Source organism: Cohnella thermotolerans DSM 17683 (assembly GCF_000429825.1).
Classification (GTDB): Bacteria; Bacillota; Bacilli; order Paenibacillales; family Paenibacillaceae; genus Cohnella; species Cohnella thermotolerans.
Window position 1 is genome coordinate 13,576 of the sequence record NZ_AUCP01000034.1, and the last position, 18,364, is coordinate 31,939.

General features: G+C 59.1%; 14 protein-coding genes and 1 riboswitch. Of the genes, 5 read left to right on the forward strand and 9 right to left on the reverse strand.

Features of this window, described 5'->3' with window-relative positions; genetic code table 11:
- Nucleotides 1-29: 29 nt before the first annotated feature.
- The 3 genes from G485_RS0105820 to G485_RS0105830 form a co-directional block, all read right to left on the reverse strand.
- On the reverse strand, nt 30-1,943 hold the full coding sequence (locus G485_RS0105820; protein WP_027091782.1) for a stalk domain-containing protein: 1,914 nt from the start codon (nt 1,941-1,943) through the stop codon (nt 30-32).
- Nucleotides 1,944-1,965: 22 nt separating this feature from the next.
- The gene (locus tag G485_RS0105825; RefSeq protein ID WP_240489073.1) at nt 1,966-3,096 is read right to left on the reverse strand and encodes a S1C family serine protease; all 1,131 of its coding nucleotides are present in this window, start codon (nt 3,094-3,096) and stop codon (nt 1,966-1,968) included.
- A gap of 48 nt (nt 3,097-3,144) precedes the next feature.
- Nucleotides 3,145-3,240: riboswitch (cyclic di-GMP riboswitch) on the reverse strand.
- 173 nt (nt 3,241-3,413) lie between these two features.
- Nucleotides 3,414-3,620 (reverse strand): hypothetical protein, encoded by a 207-nt coding sequence (locus G485_RS0105830; RefSeq protein WP_027091784.1) that lies wholly within the window; start codon nt 3,618-3,620, stop codon nt 3,414-3,416.
- Between the two features lie 285 nt (nt 3,621-3,905).
- On the opposite strand from G485_RS0105830, the gene G485_RS0105835 reads away from it, so the two are divergent.
- Both G485_RS0105835 and G485_RS0105840 read left to right on the forward strand, forming a co-directional pair.
- Nucleotides 3,906-5,522 carry a nitrite/sulfite reductase gene (locus G485_RS0105835; protein ID WP_027091785.1) on the forward strand — a complete coding sequence of 539 codons (1,617 nt, stop codon included), beginning with the start codon at nt 3,906-3,908 and terminating at the stop codon, nt 5,520-5,522.
- 147 nt (nt 5,523-5,669) lie between these two features.
- Entirely contained in the window at nt 5,670-6,188 is a 519-nt protein-coding gene (locus G485_RS0105840; protein ID WP_027091786.1) for a DinB family protein, read from the forward strand.
- Here the strand turns inward: G485_RS0105840 and G485_RS25275 are convergent.
- Together G485_RS25275 and G485_RS0105855 are read right to left on the reverse strand one after the other, a co-directional pair.
- Nucleotides 6,127-7,014, reverse strand: coding sequence for a DUF817 domain-containing protein (locus G485_RS25275; RefSeq protein WP_084423137.1), 888 nt, complete (start codon nt 7,012-7,014; stop codon nt 6,127-6,129). The two genes, G485_RS0105840 and G485_RS25275, sit on opposite strands and share 62 nt — an antisense overlap.
- A gap of 195 nt (nt 7,015-7,209) precedes the next feature.
- Complete coding sequence (locus G485_RS0105855) at nt 7,210-7,629, reverse strand: hypothetical protein (RefSeq protein ID WP_027091787.1); 420 nt, start codon at nt 7,627-7,629, stop codon at nt 7,210-7,212.
- A gap of 114 nt (nt 7,630-7,743) precedes the next feature.
- On the opposite strand from G485_RS0105855, the gene G485_RS0105860 reads away from it, so the two are divergent.
- Nucleotides 7,744-8,556: an ABC transporter permease subunit gene (locus G485_RS0105860; RefSeq protein ID WP_027091788.1), complete on the forward strand. Its 813-nt coding sequence runs from the start codon at nt 7,744-7,746 to the stop codon at nt 8,554-8,556.
- On the opposite strand, the gene G485_RS25280 is transcribed toward G485_RS0105860, so the two are convergent.
- The 3 genes from G485_RS25280 to uvrA form a co-directional block, all read right to left on the reverse strand.
- The gene (locus G485_RS25280; protein WP_035154960.1) at nt 8,551-11,679 is read right to left on the reverse strand and encodes an ATP-binding protein; all 3,129 of its coding nucleotides are present in this window, start codon (nt 11,677-11,679) and stop codon (nt 8,551-8,553) included. The genes G485_RS0105860 and G485_RS25280 overlap by 6 nt on opposite strands.
- 34 nt (nt 11,680-11,713) lie before the next feature.
- The gene (gene rpiA / locus G485_RS0105870; RefSeq protein WP_027091789.1) at nt 11,714-12,385 is read right to left on the reverse strand and encodes a ribose-5-phosphate isomerase RpiA; all 672 of its coding nucleotides are present in this window, start codon (nt 12,383-12,385) and stop codon (nt 11,714-11,716) included.
- A gap of 275 nt (nt 12,386-12,660) precedes the next feature.
- Nucleotides 12,661-15,519, reverse strand: coding sequence for an excinuclease ABC subunit UvrA (uvrA, locus tag G485_RS0105875; protein WP_027091790.1), 2,859 nt, complete (start codon nt 15,517-15,519; stop codon nt 12,661-12,663).
- 227 nt (nt 15,520-15,746) lie between these two features.
- Between uvrA and G485_RS0105880 the strand changes: the two genes are divergently transcribed.
- Both G485_RS0105880 and G485_RS0105885 read left to right on the forward strand, forming a co-directional pair.
- On the forward strand, nt 15,747-16,280 hold the full coding sequence (locus G485_RS0105880; RefSeq protein ID WP_027091791.1) for a GNAT family N-acetyltransferase: 534 nt from the start codon (nt 15,747-15,749) through the stop codon (nt 16,278-16,280).
- A 109-nt stretch (nt 16,281-16,389) separates the two neighbouring features.
- Nucleotides 16,390-17,181 (forward strand): SDR family oxidoreductase, encoded by a 792-nt coding sequence (locus G485_RS0105885; RefSeq protein WP_027091792.1) that lies wholly within the window; start codon nt 16,390-16,392, stop codon nt 17,179-17,181.
- A 164-nt stretch (nt 17,182-17,345) separates the two neighbouring features.
- On the opposite strand, the gene G485_RS0105890 is transcribed toward G485_RS0105885, so the two are convergent.
- Nucleotides 17,346-18,245, reverse strand: a complete 900-nt coding sequence (locus G485_RS0105890; protein WP_035154963.1) for an SDR family oxidoreductase — start codon at nt 18,243-18,245, stop codon at nt 17,346-17,348.
- Between the last annotated feature and the right edge of the window lie 119 nt (nt 18,246-18,364).

Genomic DNA, 18,364 nt, shown 5'->3' on the forward strand with positions numbered 1-18,364 from the left:
CTTCCGGACCCTGAAATGGGCCAAAACGGTTAAGCTTGCGTGAAAGCGAACGAGTTCAAGGAGTCCTCAAGCTGTTTCCTGTTCAACTCGGTACGACTGGAAGCCGCCAGACCGCCCTGGACGATATAAATGTTCCCCTTGTTTTCCACAAGATAAATCTTGAAGATGCTGCCTTCGGCTTCCGTGCCGTCCACGCCTTCAAATACCATTTGATAGCCATCGACGCCGCCGACAACGGCCTGAGTTTCGCTCGACAGCTTAAACAGGCCGGAGCTTTGGTATTGCGTCCGTGCCAGGTTCTTGTAAGTCTCCAGCCCGGATCCGGACTTGGCGACAACCAGGAAGCTCAGGCCGCTCTTCTCATATTCAACGTAACCGTTGTTGATATCGGAATCGTCCGACGCGGTCCAGCGCTTCGGTATCGTGACGCTGAAGCCGTACTTGCTGCTGCTCTTGGTCGTCAAGGCGTCGCGATCGGTCGTGTCCGCGGGATCCGGAATTTCTCCAAACGTCCGCTCCACCTGGCCGAAGTCCAACTTCATGCCGTTCCGGATGCGCTGCAGAAGTTTCTCGCCCTGCTCCTTGTCGGTCCTGTTGTAATTCAGGCAGACGAGGAACTTATAGTTGCCGCTGACGGCCAAAATATCGTTCTCTTCGTACCACGTATCCTTGTCGCCTGTGAACGCGTACGAGACGAGCTTGGCCGGAACGCCGTTCCAGACGATATCGCTCGTTTCGGGCTCCGTTCGGTAGTCCTCTGCATAGGCGTCCTTGAAGTCCTGCACGTAACGGCCCGCCCAGGCTTCGACCCTATCGTTCGGCTGGAGCGAATACATCTCGACGCTAAGAGAGGAATCGTCTTTATAGAAATACAATTCCGAATCGGAGCCGTAGCTGTCGTTATGCCAACCGTACGGCAGCTCCAGCGACAAGCCGTAATCCTCGTCCGTAAACGTGACGTAGCCGTCCTTGATCTTCGTCAAATCTTTCAGGGAGGCGTTGGACGCGTCGAACTTCGGCTGGAAGCTGTCCAGAATGTTCGAACTCGCGCTCAGGTCGGCGGCGGACACCGCCTTTTTGCCGAAAATCAGCGTGTACATATAGCCGTTGGCCTGAAGGCCGCGATAATCGTAGTAGTAGCCGTCTTTCGTTTTCGAGACGATCCGTTGGAAGGTGGCGCCGGAACGGACGACAGGCTTCATGTCGACAATGGTCTCTTCGCCGAGATAGTCTTTCAAATAATTCAACTGGTCGGAAGCGTCCATCGGTTCCGCGGCGGCTTCGACGTCGATCTCCAAATAATAGTTCTGCTTCACGTCTTCGAAGACGAGTTGGTCCCCGCTAGAGGATTGATAATTTTGAACGAGACCGGTCGGATAGTTCATCGACCACTGGAAGTAGCTGTCGCCGATAAGCGACTTGCCGGCATCCGTATCGATTCCGCCCGTTCCGGCCGAAGATGCAGCGGAAGCCTGCGCCGTGACGACGATCTCCTTGGTCGCCGCCGCGTACGTTACTTTGGCGCCGAAAGCTTCCACCGCGCGAATCGGAATCATCGTCAGTCCGTTGATGACGACGGGAGCGACGGGAAGCGCGAAGGCTTTGCCGTCGGCGGTTGCCGATTTGCTGCCGATCGTCAGGACGACCGTATGGCCCGATTGCTTCAAGGTGATCATCCTGTTGTCCTTCAGCTGCAATGTCGCTCCGAGCCCTTTCGTGACGACGCTAAGCGGCACGTAGGTCGCGCCGTTCTTCTGATAAGGCGCCTGCACGGCGACCGCTTGGCCGTTGACGGTCATCGTCTTGCTTCCGATCTTCAGGCGGATGTTCAGCGCGGAGCCGGAAGCGGAGGTATCCGCATAGGCGGACAGTGCAGGAATGAGAAATATGGCCAAAGATAATCCAAGGACCCACACTTTGTTGAATGAACGGCCGATGGTCATGTTGTTCGGGGGACTCCCTTCTTTATTTAGCTAAACTGGTCGATAAAACAAGCTTGCGCGTCACCAGATCCCCGTCCGACAGCAGCGTGATCGGCACGGTCTGCCCCGGCAAATACGCCTTAAGCAGTTCGTTCAGCTCGACGAGCGTGGACACTTGCTTGCCTCCAACGCTGTACAACTGGTCGCCGACTTTGATGCCGGCGTTCTTCGCCTCCGCGGAAGAGACCGCCGTGACCGTCATCGGCTCCTCCGTCGGAAGACCGACGACCGCGGACCAGCTCTCCTCCAACTCGAAGCCGAGCGACGGCCTCATCACTTTGCCGTATTTGCTGAACTGGTTCAGCACGTACTGCACCGTGTCCGCCGGAATGGCAAAGCCGACGCTGTCGATTTCGACGTCCACGAACTTCATCGAATTGATGCCCACGACCTCTCCCTTCAAGTTCACGAGCGGTCCGCCGCTGTTGCCCGGATTGATCGCCGCGTCGGTTTGAAGCAGGTTGTAGAAGGACGAGACGGAGCGGTTCATCCCGCTGATGACGCCGACGGTCGCCGTGTTTCTCAGCGAGAACGACACGGGAGTGCCGATCGCGACGACCGTCTCGCCCACTTGCACCTTAAGGGGCGCGGAGGCGAGCCGGGCCGGCTTGAGATTGGCGGCGTCGATCTTCAGAAGCGCAAGGTCGCTGGTCTCGTCGATTTGCTTCTTGATCCCCTCGTATTCCTTGCCATCGGACGTCACGACGACGATCCGGTCCATTCCGCTTACGACGTGGGCGTTCGTCAGAATGAGGCCGTCCTTCCGGACGACGACGCCCGTTCCGTGCGCCAGCGAGAACCGGTTGGCCGCCGATTCGTCTTGCGGCTTGCCGATAATCGCGACGACGGAAGGCGACACCTTCTTCACGACGTCCGCGACCGGGTCGGCCGGGGTGTAGTTGTACTTCTTGCTCGCCGAATCGTACGTTCCCGTACCGCCCAATTGGGCGACGAGCGACGAAGCCTTGACGTAAACGTCGCCGTCGATCACTTTCGCGTCCAGCGACAGCTTGGAGGGAGCGACCGCTTCGGCGTTTCCCGCGGCGAACCAGACGAGGCCGGCAAGGGCAAAAGCCGCCATCATGCGACTCCGCGGGCTTGTCCGCTTGTTCATGCTGCGTTAATCCTCCTCTCTTGTCGCGCAACAAAAAAAACCTTGCCCATGAGCGGCCCGGCTATCGTAACGCCGGAAGATACCGGCGAAGTAGACCCGTGGCTTTGCGTCTCCGACTTTCGTACGGATTTGCCTTTGTTCATGCCCGGTTTTCAGATGCGGAAAATCGGACTTCTCGCCCGGTCTTGACGAACTATATATCGACAAATGCCTGCAGAAATTAAAGAGGGGGGATTGGCGGCGCCTTGGCGGACAAAAAAAAACGAGCCGGAGATTTCCTCCGACCCGTTCCGAACAATGATTGAAGATGCAAACGGTTACCAGCCGCTGACCATTTTGACGTCGGCGATGAGGAACACGATCAACGCCAATGTTCCGAACCCGAGTGCGAAATAGTTCTTCTTGGGCCTCGCCATCAGCAGACGCACGAGTCCGATCGCGATCAGCACGGTAAAGATAACCATAAATACGTCGAACGGAGTGAACAAGCTAGCCGAATCCTCCGCATTGGACGCCAGGAACATGGGTGCGACCTCCTTTTGTTCATAACCTTCCCATTATCCTATATGTTATATTCCGGAAGCCGCGGACGCAAGTCCGAATTTTTGTCCGCAACTGCAGGATCGTGCTGGCGGCGCGATCGTTTCCTCTCTCTTATTATAAGAAAAGCGCTGTCGATTTATCAGTAACTTTTATAGAATGGACTTGCCTCGTTGCATTGTCCGCAGGGGGGAATTATGTTACGATCAAAGACACAGCAAATTAATCGGAATTTATAATTTAACGTTCCGAATGGGGGGAACAGGACCATGGCTTATGAAGCGGTATGGATGAAAAATCCAGACAAGCTGAATAAATTCGAACTTTACAAAATCGAAAAAGACGGGCTCGACATCATTCGCGACATTGTGGAGAAGTACGCCAAGGAAGGATACGATTCCATTCCGGAGGACGATTTCAACCTGTTCAAATGGGCGGGCATCTATCGCCAGAAGCCGAACACCGGCCACTTCATGATGCGGATCCGCATTCCGGGCGGCGTCCTTACGAGCGCCCAGGCTCGCGTTCTCGCCGGCATCGGACGCGATTACGGCCGCGGCCTGATGGACGTAACGACCCGACAGGCCGTTCAGTACCACTGGCTTCGCATCGAGAACTTCCCGGACATCTTCGAACGCCTCGCTTCCGTCGGTATGTCCGCGATCGAAGCGTGCGGCGACTGCCCGCGCACGATCGTCGGCAACCCGCTGGTCGGCATCGACCCCGACGAGCTGATGGACACGTCGCCGATCGTCGCCCAGTTCGAGAAGTTTTTCCTGAACAACCGGGATTTCTCCAACCTGCCCCGGAAATATAAAATGTCCATTTCCGCCAACATTTATAACAATGCCAGCGCGGAAATCCAATGCTTGGCGTTCACGCCGGCGTCCAAAGTGATCGACGGCAAGGAAGTCATCGGCTTCCACGCCATGGTCGGCGGCGGTCTCTCCGCCAAGCCGCACCTCGGCAAGCAGCTCGACATGTTCATTCTGCCGGACGAATGCCTGAAAGTCGCCATCGGCGTTACGACGCTGTTCCGCGACCACGGCTATCGCGAGAAGCGCCATTATGCCCGCCTGAAATATCTTGTCGCCGACTGGGGCATCGAGAAGTTCCAGGAAGAGCTGATCAAGCTGATCGGGCCGATGCCGCCCCGCGGCGAAGACCGGATCGTCGGCTGGAACGGATCCTACTTTGACGGCGTGCACAAGCAGAAGCAGCCGGGCTTGAACTACGTCGGCCTGAACGTGCCCGTCGGACGGACCAGCAGCGACGAGTTCGACCAATTGGCCGATCTGGCCGACAAGTACGGCGACGGAACGATCCGCACGACGATCTCCCAGAACATTCTGCTTACCGGCGTTCCGGATGAGAAAGTCGAAGCGCTGCTGCAGGAGCCGCTTCTTCAGCGCCTGTCGCCGAACCCGAACCGCTTCATGAGCCGTACGGTCTCCTGCACGGGCAACGAGTTCTGCAACCTGGCCATCGTCGAGACGAAGGAATTCGCCCGCCGGGTCGCCCTCTATCTCGACGAGCACGTCGAGCTCGACCAGCCGCTGCGCATTCACTTCATCGGCTGCCCGAACGGCTGCGGCCAGAAGCACGTCGCCGACATCGGCCTGCAAGGCTCCCTCATCAAGACGCCGAATGGCATGGTCGACGCGTACGACATCGCCGTCGGCGGCACGCTCGGCCCGGGCGCGAAATTCAACACCGTGCTCAAAGGCCGGGTCCGGGGCGATCTCGTTCCGGGCGTGCTCGCTAAGCTGATCGAATTCTACAAAGCCGGCCGCAACGGTTCCGAGTCGTTCCACGACTTTGTGCACCGCGTCGGCATTCCGGTTATACAGGAGAAGCTCACCGAGATTCTCGCTGCGGCAGCTTAATCGACTCCTCAAGAAGCAAGAGGGCTGTGCCCGACGGTTCGCAACCGTGGGCGCAGCCCTTTTCCATATCAGGATGTAAAACTTGACAAGCCCGGGAAGCGTAGATATCCTACTTGTAATTCATGGATGGGAGGGTTCTCAGTTCTCATGCGAAGCAGACCAGGCGATGATGAGTATTCTTCTTTTTTCGGCAATTACATTCCGCTGACGCCGGAAGGCGATCTGGCGGAAATTTTGGAGCGGCAGGGCCGGGACACGGTGAAGCTCTTGCAAACGCTGACGGAGGAGCAAGGCAACTATCGTTACGCGCCCGGCAAATGGAGTCTGAAAGAGGTCATCGGCCACGTCTCGGACAACGAGCGGATCATGAGCTACCGTCTGCTGCGCATCGCGAGGGGCGACACCACTCCCCTTCCCGGCTACGAGCAGGATCTTCTCGTGCCCGGCGGAAGCTTCGATTCGCTCTCGCTCCGGCAGCTGACGGAGGATTACGCCGCGGTGCGCCAGGCGACGCTAACGCTGCTTAGAGGCTTGACCGAAGAAGCCTGGCTTCGCAAAGGAACGGCCAGCAACACGACGGTATCCGCCCGCGCGCTGGCCTGCGTCATCTGCAGACATGAGCTTCACCATCTCGCCATTCTTCGGGAACGGTACTTGAACGCTTAATCGGGTCCGCCTCGCCGGATTCCCCGGATCGGGCGGCTTCGCTCCGCGCTTCGGCGCGGGGCAGCACCCGGTATTTCAAGTCTTTGAGCTGAACGACAAGGATGATGCTGATGATGACGAGCAGAAACCAGGAACTGATTTTCCCCCAATGGACGACATTCCAGTGGGCCTCCTGATTCGGGTACTGCCAGGCTCCCAGAAACGTCGATACGTTCTCCGCCACCCAGATAAAAAACGCGATCAAGGCGAAGGAGACCAGCAGCGGCATCCGCAGCGTTCGTCCGCCGACCCGGAATTCGACGAAGGAGCGGAAGAACAGCGCGAGCAGCGCGAGAACGATCCACCACCGGACATCCGCGATATAATGATTCGTAAAAAAGTTCGCATAAATAACGACGGCGACTGCCCACATCCAATAAGGCTTCGGCAACCGAACGAAGCGCAAGCCGAACCGCCTCCACGCCTGGCAAATATAGCTCGCTACGCTCGCATACATGAAGCCGCTGTACAGCGGCACTCCCCCGATCTTCGTCCACGCCTCCTCCGGATAAGACCACGAGCCGATATGAACCTTGAACAGCTCCAGCCCCAGCCCGATGACGTGGAACAGCGTGATCACCTTGAGCTCGTCTAACGTCTCCAGCTTGAAGACGACCATCGCGGCCTGCATCGCCAGACATATCAGCAAGATCAAGTCGTATCGCGGAAAATGAGGAATGGGCGCCGCCTTCGTAACCGCCATCGCGGAGAAAATGACGACCGGGAACAAGCAGCAGAGCGCCTGCGTCCATCCGAACCTTACGAGCAGCCGGCTGGCCTTCGCCATCTTCGCCAATCGTCTCGCCCCTCTCGTTATCGCTTCTTACGTTATAACGAAGAAGAGGAGCGGGCGGTTTCGTTTTTCGATGCCGCTATACGCCATCAGGCTCGCGAAAATTGAGCCGCCAGCTCCTCATCCGACAGCTCCGCCAATCGGAGCATCTCCGCGTATAATACCCGATGTCCCGCCATTCCGGCATTTTCACGAACTTCTCTCCTCTCCGCAAATCCCGTAGAAGAACAGATGAATGATCTCCTCAATGAATGCTTCCTTATCGTCTCTTTGCCCCGCCATCTCGAGAATCGACGAAGAGTAGTCCTTAAACATATGGAAGTAGGCCATAATCGTCCCCGTCGATACTTTGGAGGAGATTTCCCCCCGCTCCTTGCCTTCTTCGATGAATCGGATCATGAGCGGCATCGCCTTCGCCGTGTACAATTCTTCCACGTACGCGCTCATTTCCCGGTCGTCCAGCAGAAAGGATTTGAAGAAATCCGGAGAGAACGTCCGAATCGCTTCCCTGTCGTAAAGAACCGAAGATGCGCGGCGGTTCGCGCAAGCGGAGGGGCTCAGCGCAGAGCTTGCGGACGGCCATCGCGTCGTCGTTCCGGTCCAGGGCAATTACAACGAGCTGATCCGGGAGGCGGCCAAATACCGGGTTCGCAGCCTCGATATCGCCGCCCAGAACCTTGAGGACGTGTTCATGCATTATTACGACCGCAAGGAGGGAGCGCAATGAATGTTCCGCTGTTCAAACAAATGATGAAGCTCAACCTGAAAGGGATATCCAACTACGCGTTCGGATCGGCGTTCTACATTCTGCTGATGTTCTGGCTGTACCCGGGCATCGCCCAGAACTCGGCCGCACTGAACGAACTTGTTGCAGCGATGCCTGCCGGCGTCGTGAACGCCTTCAACATTCAGGGCGGGTTCGGGAGCATGGAAGCGTTCATCTCCGGCGAATATTACGGGCTCATTTTGCCCCTCCTGCTCTCGATCTTCAGCCTGATGCTGTCGACGCAGCTCATGGCCAAGTTGGTCGACCAGGGCTCCATGGCCTATTTGCTGTCCACGCCGACGACGCGCGCCCGCGTCACGTTTACGCAAGCGGTCGTGCTGGTGACGGGCTTGCTGCTGATTCTGCTCGTGACGACCGCCGCCGGCTTCCTCGGCCGCGCCTTGTTCATCGGCGACCGGTACGCCTTCGACGCCTCGCGCTTCGTCTTGCTGAACGCGGTCGCCTTTATGCTCTTTTTCGCCGTCGCAGGCATTTCCTTCCTCGTCTCTTCGCTGTCGAACGACGAGAAACGGGCGCTCGGCATTTCCGGCGCCGTTACGTTCGGCATGTTCAGTCTCGATCTGCTCGGCAAAATAAGCGACAAAATCGAATGGCTCCGCTGCGTCTCCGCGTTCGCCCTGTTCCGGCCCAGCGAACTGGCCGGCGGCGGAGGCGACCCGGCGGTCGCTTCGGCCGTCCTGCTGCTGATCGGTCTGGCCGGCTTCGCGGCCGGCATCGCCGCCTTCCGCCGACGCGATTTGCCTTTATAACGGGGCCTTTCGGCCGGGAATGCGAATCGTGACGATCGTCCCCCGCCCAGGCGTGCTGAGGATGTCCAATCCGGCGCCGTACAGCGCCCGCAGCCGCCGGTCGATGTTGGCCAGTCCGACGCCTTGGCGGACGCCGCCGGTCACGGCGGGGGAATCCGGATCGGACGGCGGAGCCATCCCCGGACCGTCGTCCTCGACGATAATCGTGACGCCCGCGTCGCGCTCGGCCCGCGCCGTGATCCGGACCCGGCCCCCTTCCGGCCGTTTGGTCACACCGTGGCGAACCGCATTTTCCACGATCGGCTGAACGATCAGCGGCGGAACGTCGATTTCGATTCCGTCGTCCAGGTCGTATTCGACCCGCAACCGCCGTCCGAAACGAACCTGCTCGATGTGCAAATACGACTTCACCAGTTCCAGCTCCCGGGAGAGCGGGATCAATTGCTCGCGGTTGTCGAAGTCGAAGCTTTCCCTCAGGAACGAGCTCAGCTTGGTCAACAGCACCTGCGCCTCCTCGACGTCGCGATAGCTGACCGAGATGACGGTGTTGATCGTATTGAACAGGAAATGCGGCTTGATCTGCGCCCGAAGGAAGGCCATCTCGGAACGGATCAGGTCCTCCGCCGACTTCTTCACGCCGAGGAGCGTGCGCACGCGGGCTTTGAGCTCTTCCGCTTCCACCGGCTTGCCCACGAAATCGTTCGCCCCGGCTTCGAAGCCGGCCAGCATGTCCTCGGTCCGGTTGCGCGCCGTCAAGATGAGCAGCGGAAGCTCGGACAACGAGAACCGGCTGCGCACCGCCCGGCATACGTCATAGCCGGACAATCCCGGCATCATCCAATCGACGACGATCAGGTCGATCTTCCGTTTGCCGTCCAGTTGAACCAACGCATCGTATCCGTCCGAGACGGCGATGACGGAGTAGCCCTCCAGCGTCAGCAGATTAAGCAGAACCTGGCGGTTGGCGGCATCGTCGTCCGCGACCAGAATCGTAAACTCTCCGTCCCCGGCCGGTCCGGGGCGAAGCGGCCCGGATTCGGACGACGCCGAGACGGCCGATGCCGCAAGCGTCAGCTCCGGCAGCAAGGCGGCTTGTCTGGACTCGGCGCCGGCACCTTCCTTCTCCGCTCCGACCGCCGCCGGCAGCGTGAAGGTGAAGACCGAGCCCCGGCCGACTTCGGATTCGACCTGGATCCGTCCGCCGTGCAGCTCGACCAGCCTCCGGGTGACGCTCAAGCCGAGCCCCATGCCGCCGTATTCCCTAGAGATTGCGCCGCCCGCTTGCTCGAACGATGCGAAGATCGCCTCCCGCCTCCCTTCCTCGATGCCGATGCCGGTATCCTCCACCCGAACGGTCAAGATGCCGTTTTTCTCCTGCGCAGAGACGGCGATCTCGCCCTGCTTCGTGAATTTAAGGGCGTTGCCGATCAGATTGTACAAAATTTGCGTCAGCCTGTCCTTGTCGGCCATCGCTGGCGGCAGCCCGTTCGGCAACCGCTCGACGAACCGGACCGGCTTGTCGGCGGCCATATGGCCGAACATCCCGAATACGGCCTGCACCAACGGACGAAGATCGACCGGCCTCGTGCGCAGAACGATCTCTCCGTTCCTCAGCTTGGAGAAATCGAGAATGTCGCTGACCAAATTCGCGAGCCGCTTGCCCGCGCTGACGATCAGCGACAAGTTCTCCTCCTGTGCGGGCGACAGCTTGCCTGCAGCTCCGCCGATGAGCGATTCCGCGATATTGATCATCCCGTACAGAGGCGTCCGAAGCTCGTGGGACGTACTGGCCAGAAACTCATCCTTCAGCTTGTCGAGAGATTTCAGCCGTTCGGACAGCTGCTCCACCGTCGTAAAGGCGTTCGTCAACCGCTTGGACAGGAGCAAAACCTGCGACAGCATAAACCCCATGAATGCGAGGGGCTGAAGGAAATAAGCTTGCATCGCCCCGCCGTTGTACAAGAAGGAGCCCGTGTTGATCAGGAACAAAAACAAGGCGCTGGCCGCCATATAGGCGGAGCTCTCCATCTTTTTGACCGCGCCCGCCGCCATGATGTACATGACGTAAAACATAAGAGTGAAGCTGAGAAGATAGTAGACGAAATCGATCTGTGAGAAAAAAACTGCAGGCGTCGCTGCAACGAAGAGGAATCGGGCGGCCAGTTCCCATTCGAAAGCCCGGACGACCGGTTTGCGGCATAATTGCGGATACGAAATCCAGGTGTACCGGAGGAGAAAATATTCCGAGAGCAGGCCCGATATAAACTGGAGCTTCGTAAACCATTCGTATGGGATCGCGGGAAACGCCAGCGCCAGCAGCTTGTCCCCGTGCGTCAGGAGATACACGCTGTTCGCGATACAGGACAGTCCGAACAGCAGCCACGCCCGCTCCCACTTGCGCATTCGGTTCAGGACGAGGAAGTATACGCCCAGAATGAGAATGGCCAAGCCGACGATCGCGTCGAAGGCGATCGAATATTCGCGGTAGGAGACGACACGGCTCTGTTCCCCGAAATAAACGGGATGCGTGATGCCGCCCTTGGCGTAATGGAAATTGGCGACTTGGACGACAATTTCGGCCGTGTCCCCATCCGCATGGAAAAAGCGGACATACGGCGTGTTGACGGGATGCGTCTTCTCCCGGCTCGTGCCGGGAGAACCGCCGGAGCCGATCTCTTCCCCATTCGCGAACAGGCGGTGGGCGGTTTTGATATTGTTGACGACGATGCCGTAAATCCGGTCGCTTTCGGCCGGTAGCCGGACGGTCAGGCGGAACGTTCCGCAACCGAACGCCGACGTCCCCTGCCCGTCCGATTTCGCCACGTTCCACGCCTTCGGCACGTTCACGTACCCGCTCAGGGCCGGCTTGCGGGAGCCGCCGTCGGCCGCTCCGTCTTTGAAGTCCTCGGGCGTAAGCAGTTGATTGCCGTAAAACTCCCACTGTCCGTTCAAAGGAACGAGACCTTGTCCGTGGAAGTCCCATTGCGCCAGATCCAACACCCCGTTAGAGGCCCGTGGGGCGCCGGAAGCGACCACTCGGTCGAATTCGAACCAGGAGGCGCAGATGAAGCAGACGCACAGAACGACAAGGATGGGAATGGTGACCGGCTTCAGCCTTCGCATCGATGAACTCCGTTTCACTGACGATTTATAGGCTTCATGGCTCCATGATCTCGACGCTGCCGTCCGACTTGCCGATGACGACGGCGGAAGCCATGCCAACGAACAGCCCGTTGTCCACGACGCCGGGAATTTCGTTAAGCAGCGCCTGCAGCCGCTCGGGATCTTCAATCGATCCGAACCGGCAATCGGCGATCCAGTTGCCGTTGTCCGTGACGTAGCGGCTGCCGTCGTCGGACGTGCGCACGACCGGGTTGCCGCCGAGCGCCGTCAGCCGGTTCAGCGTCAGCCTCGAGCCGAAGGGCACGATCTCCACCGGCAGCGGGAAGGCCCCCAGCGTTCGAACCCGTTTGGACTCGTCCACAATGACGATGAACCGGTCGCTCGCCGCCGCCAGAATTTTTTCCCGCAGCAGTGCGCCGCCCCCGCCCTTGATCAGGTTGAGACGGTCGTCCGCTTCGTCCGCTCCGTCGATCGTCAGATCGATCCGGTCGATGTCGTCCAGGGAGACGAACGGAATGCCCAACTCCCTGGCCAATTGCTCGGACCGGATGGAACTGGCCGCCGCGCGAATGTTCAGGCCCTCCTTCACCCTTTCGGCAATCCGATGAATGGCCCAGTAGGCCGTCGAGCCCGTTCCCAGGCCGACCGTCATGCCGTCTTCAATCCATTCGACCGCGCGATCGGCGGCCAATTTTTTCAAGTTGATGTCCATTTTGTCTACACCTTGTGTTTTTATCGAAAAGTATACTACCAACGCAACCGAAAGGATAGTGCGGTTCCATCCGATGAATTTGGACGCGGAATTCAGCCGCGCGGTCTTCCTATCGCCCTCTTCCAGGCTGAGCAGCGGGGATAAGCTAACAAGACCGGTTCAGAGAGACTTCTCCGCAGAAAAAAGGCCGGCCGGACCGAACTTCATGCGAAATCCGGGCCGGCCGGCAACGTCAGGTATACGGTTATAGAGTCGGCTAGAGATGCGAATCAAGCTTTCGCCAGGGCCGCTTCGGTGCGCGCGCGGTCGCGCTCCAGAATCGGGCCGAGATATTTGCCCGTGTAAGACTTCGGATTCGCCGCAAGCTCCTCCGGCGTTCCGGTGCCGACAAGCGTGCCGCCGCCGCTGCCGCCTTCCGGACCGAGGTCGATCAGATAGTCGGCGGTCTTGATCACGTCGAGATTGTGCTCGATGACGAGCACGCTCTCCCCGGAATCGACCAGCCGCTGCAGCACCTGCAGCAGACGGTCGATATCGTCGGCGTGCAAGCCGGTCGTCGGCTCGTCGAGAATGTACAGCGTCTTGCCGGTGCTGCGCCGGTACAGCTCCGCCGCGAGCTTCACCCGCTGCGCCTCGCCCCCGGACATCGTCGTCGATGGCTGTCCGAGCCTCATATAGCCGAGGCCGACGTCCAGCAGCGTGCTCAACTTGCGGTGGATGCGGGGAATGTTCTGGAAAAATTCCGTCGCATCCTCGATCGTCATGTCCAGCACTTCCGCGATGTTTTTCCCCTTGTACTTCACTTCGAGCGTCTCGCGATTGTACCGTTTGCCCTTGCAAACCTCGCAAGGAACATAGACGTCCGGCAGGAAGTGCATCTCGATCTTGATGATGCCGTCCCCTTTGCAGGCTTCGCAGCGGCCTCCCTTGACGTTGAAGCTGAAGCGTCCTTTCTTGTAGCCGCGCACCTTCGATTCGTTCGTCATCGCGAACACGTCGCGGATGTCGTCGAACAATCCGGTGTAAGTCGCCGGATTGGAACGCGGCGTCCGGCCGATCGGCGACTGGTCGATGTCGATGACCTTCTCGAGGTGCTCGATTCCCTTCATTTCCTTATATTCGCCCGGGCGGGTCTTCGCCTTGTTCAAATCCCTTGCCAGCGTCTTATACAAAATTTCGTTGACGAGCGTCGACTTGCCGGAGCCCGACACCCCGGTAACGGCCGTGAAGACGCCGAGCGGGATTTTCACGTTCAGGTTCTTCAGGTTGTTCTCCTTCGCGCCCTTGATCTCGAGCCACTTGCCGTTCGGCTTGCGGCGTTCAAGAGGCACCGGGATGAACTTGCGTCCGCTCAGGTAGGCGCCGGTGAGCGACTTCTCGTCGGCCATCACTTCCTGCGGCGTGCCTTGCGACACGACCGTCCCGCCGTGGATGCCGGCTCCCGGCCCGATGTCGATCAAATAATCGGCTGCCAGCATCGTATCCTCATCGTGCTCGACGACGATCAGCGTATTGCCGAGATCCCTCATATGCAACAACGTCTGGATGAGGCGGTCGTTGTCCCGCTGATGAAGCCCGATGCTCGGCTCGTCGAGAATGTACAGCACGCCCATGAGGCTGGAGCCGATCTGCGTGGCGAGCCGGATGCGCTGCGCCTCGCCGCCGGACAAGGTGCCCGCCGCGCGCGACAGCGTCAAATATTCGAGGCCGACGTTCACGAGGAAGCCAAGACGGCTGTTGATTTCCTTCAGAATGAGGTTGGCGATCTGCTTCTCCTTCTCGGTCAGCTCGAGCTCGGAGAAAAATTTCTGCGCCCCGCCGATCGACAACGAAGTCACATAGGCCATGTTCTGCCCGCCTACGGTCACTGCGAGCGACTCCCGCTTCAGCCGGTGGCCTTTGCACTTCGCGCAAGGTTGCGCGCTCATGTAGGCTTCGATAAATTCGCGAATGCCGTCGGAAGCCGTCTCGCGGTAGCGCCGCTCCAGGTTGTGCACGATGCCTTCGAACGGAACGTAGGCGTCGCGGGTATGGCCGAACTCGTTCTCGTAGCGGAAGCGGATCTTCTCCCCGCCGGTTCCGTACAAAATCTTCTGAAGCTGCTTCTCGTCCAGCTCCGAGACCGGCACGTCGGTCGGGATCCCGTAATGCGCGCACATGGCCGCCAGAAACTGCGGGTAGTAGTTCGACGTGCTGCCCGCCCAAGCCTCGAACGCGCCTTCCTCGATGCTCCGGCTGCGGTCGGGAATGAGCAGGTCGGGATCGATGACCATCTTCGCCCCGAGACCGTCGCACTCCGGACAAGCCCCGAACGGCGAGTTGAAGGAGAACATGCGCGGCGCGAGCTCTTCCATCGAGAAGCCGCAGATCGGGCAGGCGAGGTTGGAGTTGAACATCAGCTCTTCCTTGTCGATGACGTCCACGATGACCTGGCCGCCGGACAGCTTCAAGGCCGTCTCGAGCGAATCCGCGAGCCGAGCCGCCACGTCTTCCTTCACGACGATCCGGTCGATCACGACTTCGATCGAATGCTTCTTGTTCTTCTCCAGCTCGATCTTCTCCGACAGATCGCGGATCTCGCCGTTGACGCGCACGCGCACGAAGCCCTGCTTCTGCACGTCGGCCAGCAGCTTGGCGTGCTCGCCTTTGCGGCCGGATACGATCGGGGCGAGGATTTGCAGGCGGGTGCGCTCCGGATATTCCAGGATCCGGTCGACCATCTGCTCCACCGTCTGCGACGTAATCTCCACGCCGTGATCCGGGCAATGGGGACGCCCGATTCGGGCGAACAGAAGCCGCAGGTAGTCGTAAATCTCGGTCACCGTGCCGACGGTCGAGCGCGGGTTGCGGCTCGTCGTCTTCTGGTCGATGGAGATGGCGGGCGACAGCCCCTCGATGGAATCGACGTCCGGTTTGTCCATCTGGCCGAGGAACTGGCGCGCGTAAGCGGACAGCGATTCCACGTAGCGCCGCTGCCCTTCCGCGTAGATGGTGTCGAACGCCAGGGACGATTTGCCCGAACCGCTCAGTCCCGTTAGAACGACGAACTTGTCGCGGGGGATCGTAACGTCGATATTTTTCAAATTATGGGCGCGGGCGCCCTTGATGACGATATTCTCGTTGGCCAACGGTATAGCCCCTTTCGAGTACGGTCACTGCGGGGCTTGCGTCAAACCGGCCGCGGGTTCCGTTCCATAAGAATATGTGTTCCCATTTATTATAGCGGAGCCTTTATTAGGTTGCAAATGGAAATCCGGACCTCCCTTCAATTCTCCGTCCCTGGTCCCCATTCTATTGTTTACCCGGCTCTCCTCCGCTAGAATCGATATAGGACGCAAATGGAGGATACGGAGCCATGGACGAAAGAAACGAGATCGCGATCGGATTCGCCGCGCTGGAGGATCTGCCCGCCATCGTGGACATTTACAACAGCACCGTCGCTTCCCGGCGGGTAACCGCCGACCTGGAGCCCGTCACCGTCGAGAGCCGGCTGCCCTGGTTCGAGGCGCACACGCCGGATCGCCGGCCGCTGTGGACGGCGAAGCGCGACGGCCAAGTGATGGCTTGGGCGAGTCTGAGCACGTTTTACGGGCGGCCCGCTTACGACGCGACGGTCGAGCTGAGCATTTACGTGGCGGAGGAAGCCCGGGGCTCCGGCGTCGGCAGCCGGCTTCTGGCGCATGTGCTGGCGGAATGCCCCCGGCTGGGGGTTCATACGGTTTTGGGCTTCGTTTTCGCGCATAATGAGCCCAGTCTCGGTCTGCTGCGCAAATTCGGCTTCGAGCAGTGGGGCTACTATCCGCGGGTAGCCGTGCTGGACGGCGTGGAGCGCGATTTGGCGGTTTTGGGCAAAAGGGTCGAAGCGGAAGCGCCGGCCGAAGGCGAGTGAATAACGGTTCCTGCGCGATACGCGGCAGCCTGCGGCTTCTCTGCTTGCAAGATGACGGGCAGGCCGGAACGGTCCGGCAAACGCTGCTTGATTAAAGGAGATGGAACAAATGGATATGGGATTGCGGGGAAAATCGGTTTTTGTCGCGGCGGCCAGCAAAGGGTTGGGGAAGGCGATCGCGCTTGAATACGCGCGGGAAGGCGCGAAGGTGACGATCGCGAGCCGAGACGAGCGGCAGTTGGAAGCAGCCCGCGGCGAGATCGCGGCGGTCGCAGGCAGCTCGCCGTTCGTAGTGCGTATGGACGTGCGCAGCGCGGACGACATCCGGGCGGCGGTCCGGGCGGCGGTCCGGGAGCATGGCGGGCTGGACGCCATCGTCACGAACGCGGGCGGCCCGCCGCAGGGCGGCTTCGAAGCGTTCGACGACGACGGCTGGCAGAGCGGCTTCGAGCTGACGCTGATGAGCGTGGTGCGGCTCATTCGCGAAGCGCTGCCGGCGCTGCGCGAGGCTGCGGACGGGGGCCGAATCGTGAACGTCGCCTCGATGTCGGTCAAGGAACCGATCCGGAACCTCATCTTATCCAACGTTTTCCGGGCCGGCGTCAACGCGCTGACCAAAAGCCTGGCGACGGAGCTCGCGCCGGATCGCATCCTGATCAACACCGTTGCGCCCGGGCGGATCGGCACGGACCGGCTGATCGACCTCGACCGCAAGCGCGCCGCGGAGCTGGGCGTGTCCGTCGAGGACGTGCAGCGCGAATCCGCCGCGCAAATTCCGCTCGGACGGGTCGGCACGCCGGAGGAATTCGCCCGCGCGGCCGTCTTCCTCGGCTCGTTCGCCAACACCTACGTGACCGGACAAGCGCTGCTCGTCGACGGCGGCATCGTAAAGGCTTTATAAGTAGAAAAAGACGGCACCTCGCGAACCGATTGAATCCGGTGGCGAGGTGCCGTTCGTTTGGCGGGGCGCCCAATGGCCCATACCCGATCAATAATGGTGATGCTTGAAACGGGGATGCGCATCGGAGAGTTGATGAACCTTAAGGTCGGCGATCTTTTGGAAAATCAAGTTACGACGGATCCGCCATTTACGATTAAAATTTGGCCTGATATGTAGGATGAATCATCGGAAGCCAGCAGCACGTAAGCCGGCGCCAATTCAAATGGCTGTCCCGGCCGTCTCAAAGGCACTTCTGTTCCAAAGGTTCTAACCTCTTCCGCTGTAAATGCAGACGGGATTAGCGGCGTCCAAGTGGGTCCTGGCGCTACCGCGTTTACCCGAATCCGATGTTTGGCCAACGACAGGGACAATGAACGGGTAAAGGACACAATGGCCCCTTTCGTGGCCGTATAATCGATCATATTCCCCATCCCGGAAAAAGCGGTATCCGAGGTCGTGTTTATAATGGAGCCCCCAGCGGGCAAATGAGGCAGCGCAGCTTTGACCATATCAAAAAAAGAAATAATATTGGTATGAAACGTATTCATCAGCTGTTCTTTTGTAATATCCATAATACTGTTTTGATGAAACTGCACGCCGTGATTATTCACCAGGACGTCGAGCCGTCCAAAGGTTTTGATCGTTGTCTCCACAATGTAGCGGCAAGCGTCTTCCTCCCTCAAATCCGCAGCTATAGGCATACAGTTTCGTCCAAGCTTGTCAATGATTCGCTTCGTTTCGGCCGCATCCTGGTGCTCGTCGAGATAAGGGATCACCAGATCGGCTCCTTCCTTGGCAAAAGCGATGGCCACGGCCCGCCCGATTCCACTATCCCCGCCCGTCACAATCGCTACTTTTTTTTTCAACTTTCCGCTTCCCGTATAACCCGGATTATCGGAAAGCGGCCGGGGATTCATCAAATATTCAAATCCCGGATGTCTGTTCTGATGCTGCGGAGGAAAAACGACCGGAACATTTGTGCATTGCTGCTCCCAACCTAGATAAGGATACATGGGATACGCCATTGTCCATTCTCCTCTCGAACTGCATTTCCATAACCTATTGTATTTTCGGCCGAAATCAAAAATGCTGATCTCACGGCGCTGCAGACGATGCAAGAGAGGGAAGCAACAACGCCTTCTGC

Coding starts and splice junctions, on each gene's coding strand:
- G485_RS0105825 (WP_240489073.1), bottom strand. CDS start 3,096: ATGAACAAGCGGACAAGCCCGCGGAGTCGCATGATGGCGGCTTTTGCC.
- G485_RS0105830 (WP_027091784.1), bottom strand. CDS start 3,620: ATGTTCCTGGCGTCCAATGCGGAGGATTCGGCTAGCTTGTTCACTCCG.
- G485_RS0105860 (WP_027091788.1), top strand. CDS start 7,744: ATGAATGTTCCGCTGTTCAAACAAATGATGAAGCTCAACCTGAAAGGG.
- G485_RS0105820 (WP_027091782.1), bottom strand. CDS start 1,943: ATGACCATCGGCCGTTCATTCAACAAAGTGTGGGTCCTTGGATTATCT.
- G485_RS25280 (WP_035154960.1), bottom strand. CDS start 11,679: ATGCGAAGGCTGAAGCCGGTCACCATTCCCATCCTTGTCGTTCTGTGC.
- G485_RS0105840 (WP_027091786.1), top strand. CDS start 5,670: ATGCGAAGCAGACCAGGCGATGATGAGTATTCTTCTTTTTTCGGCAAT.
- G485_RS0105885 (WP_027091792.1), top strand. CDS start 16,390: ATGGATATGGGATTGCGGGGAAAATCGGTTTTTGTCGCGGCGGCCAGC.
- G485_RS0105890 (WP_035154963.1), bottom strand. CDS start 18,245: ATGGCGTATCCCATGTATCCTTATCTAGGTTGGGAGCAGCAATGCACA.
- G485_RS0105880 (WP_027091791.1), top strand. CDS start 15,747: ATGGACGAAAGAAACGAGATCGCGATCGGATTCGCCGCGCTGGAGGAT.
- G485_RS25275 (WP_084423137.1), bottom strand. CDS start 7,014: ATGGCGAAGGCCAGCCGGCTGCTCGTAAGGTTCGGATGGACGCAGGCG.
- G485_RS0105835 (WP_027091785.1), top strand. CDS start 3,906: ATGGCTTATGAAGCGGTATGGATGAAAAATCCAGACAAGCTGAATAAA.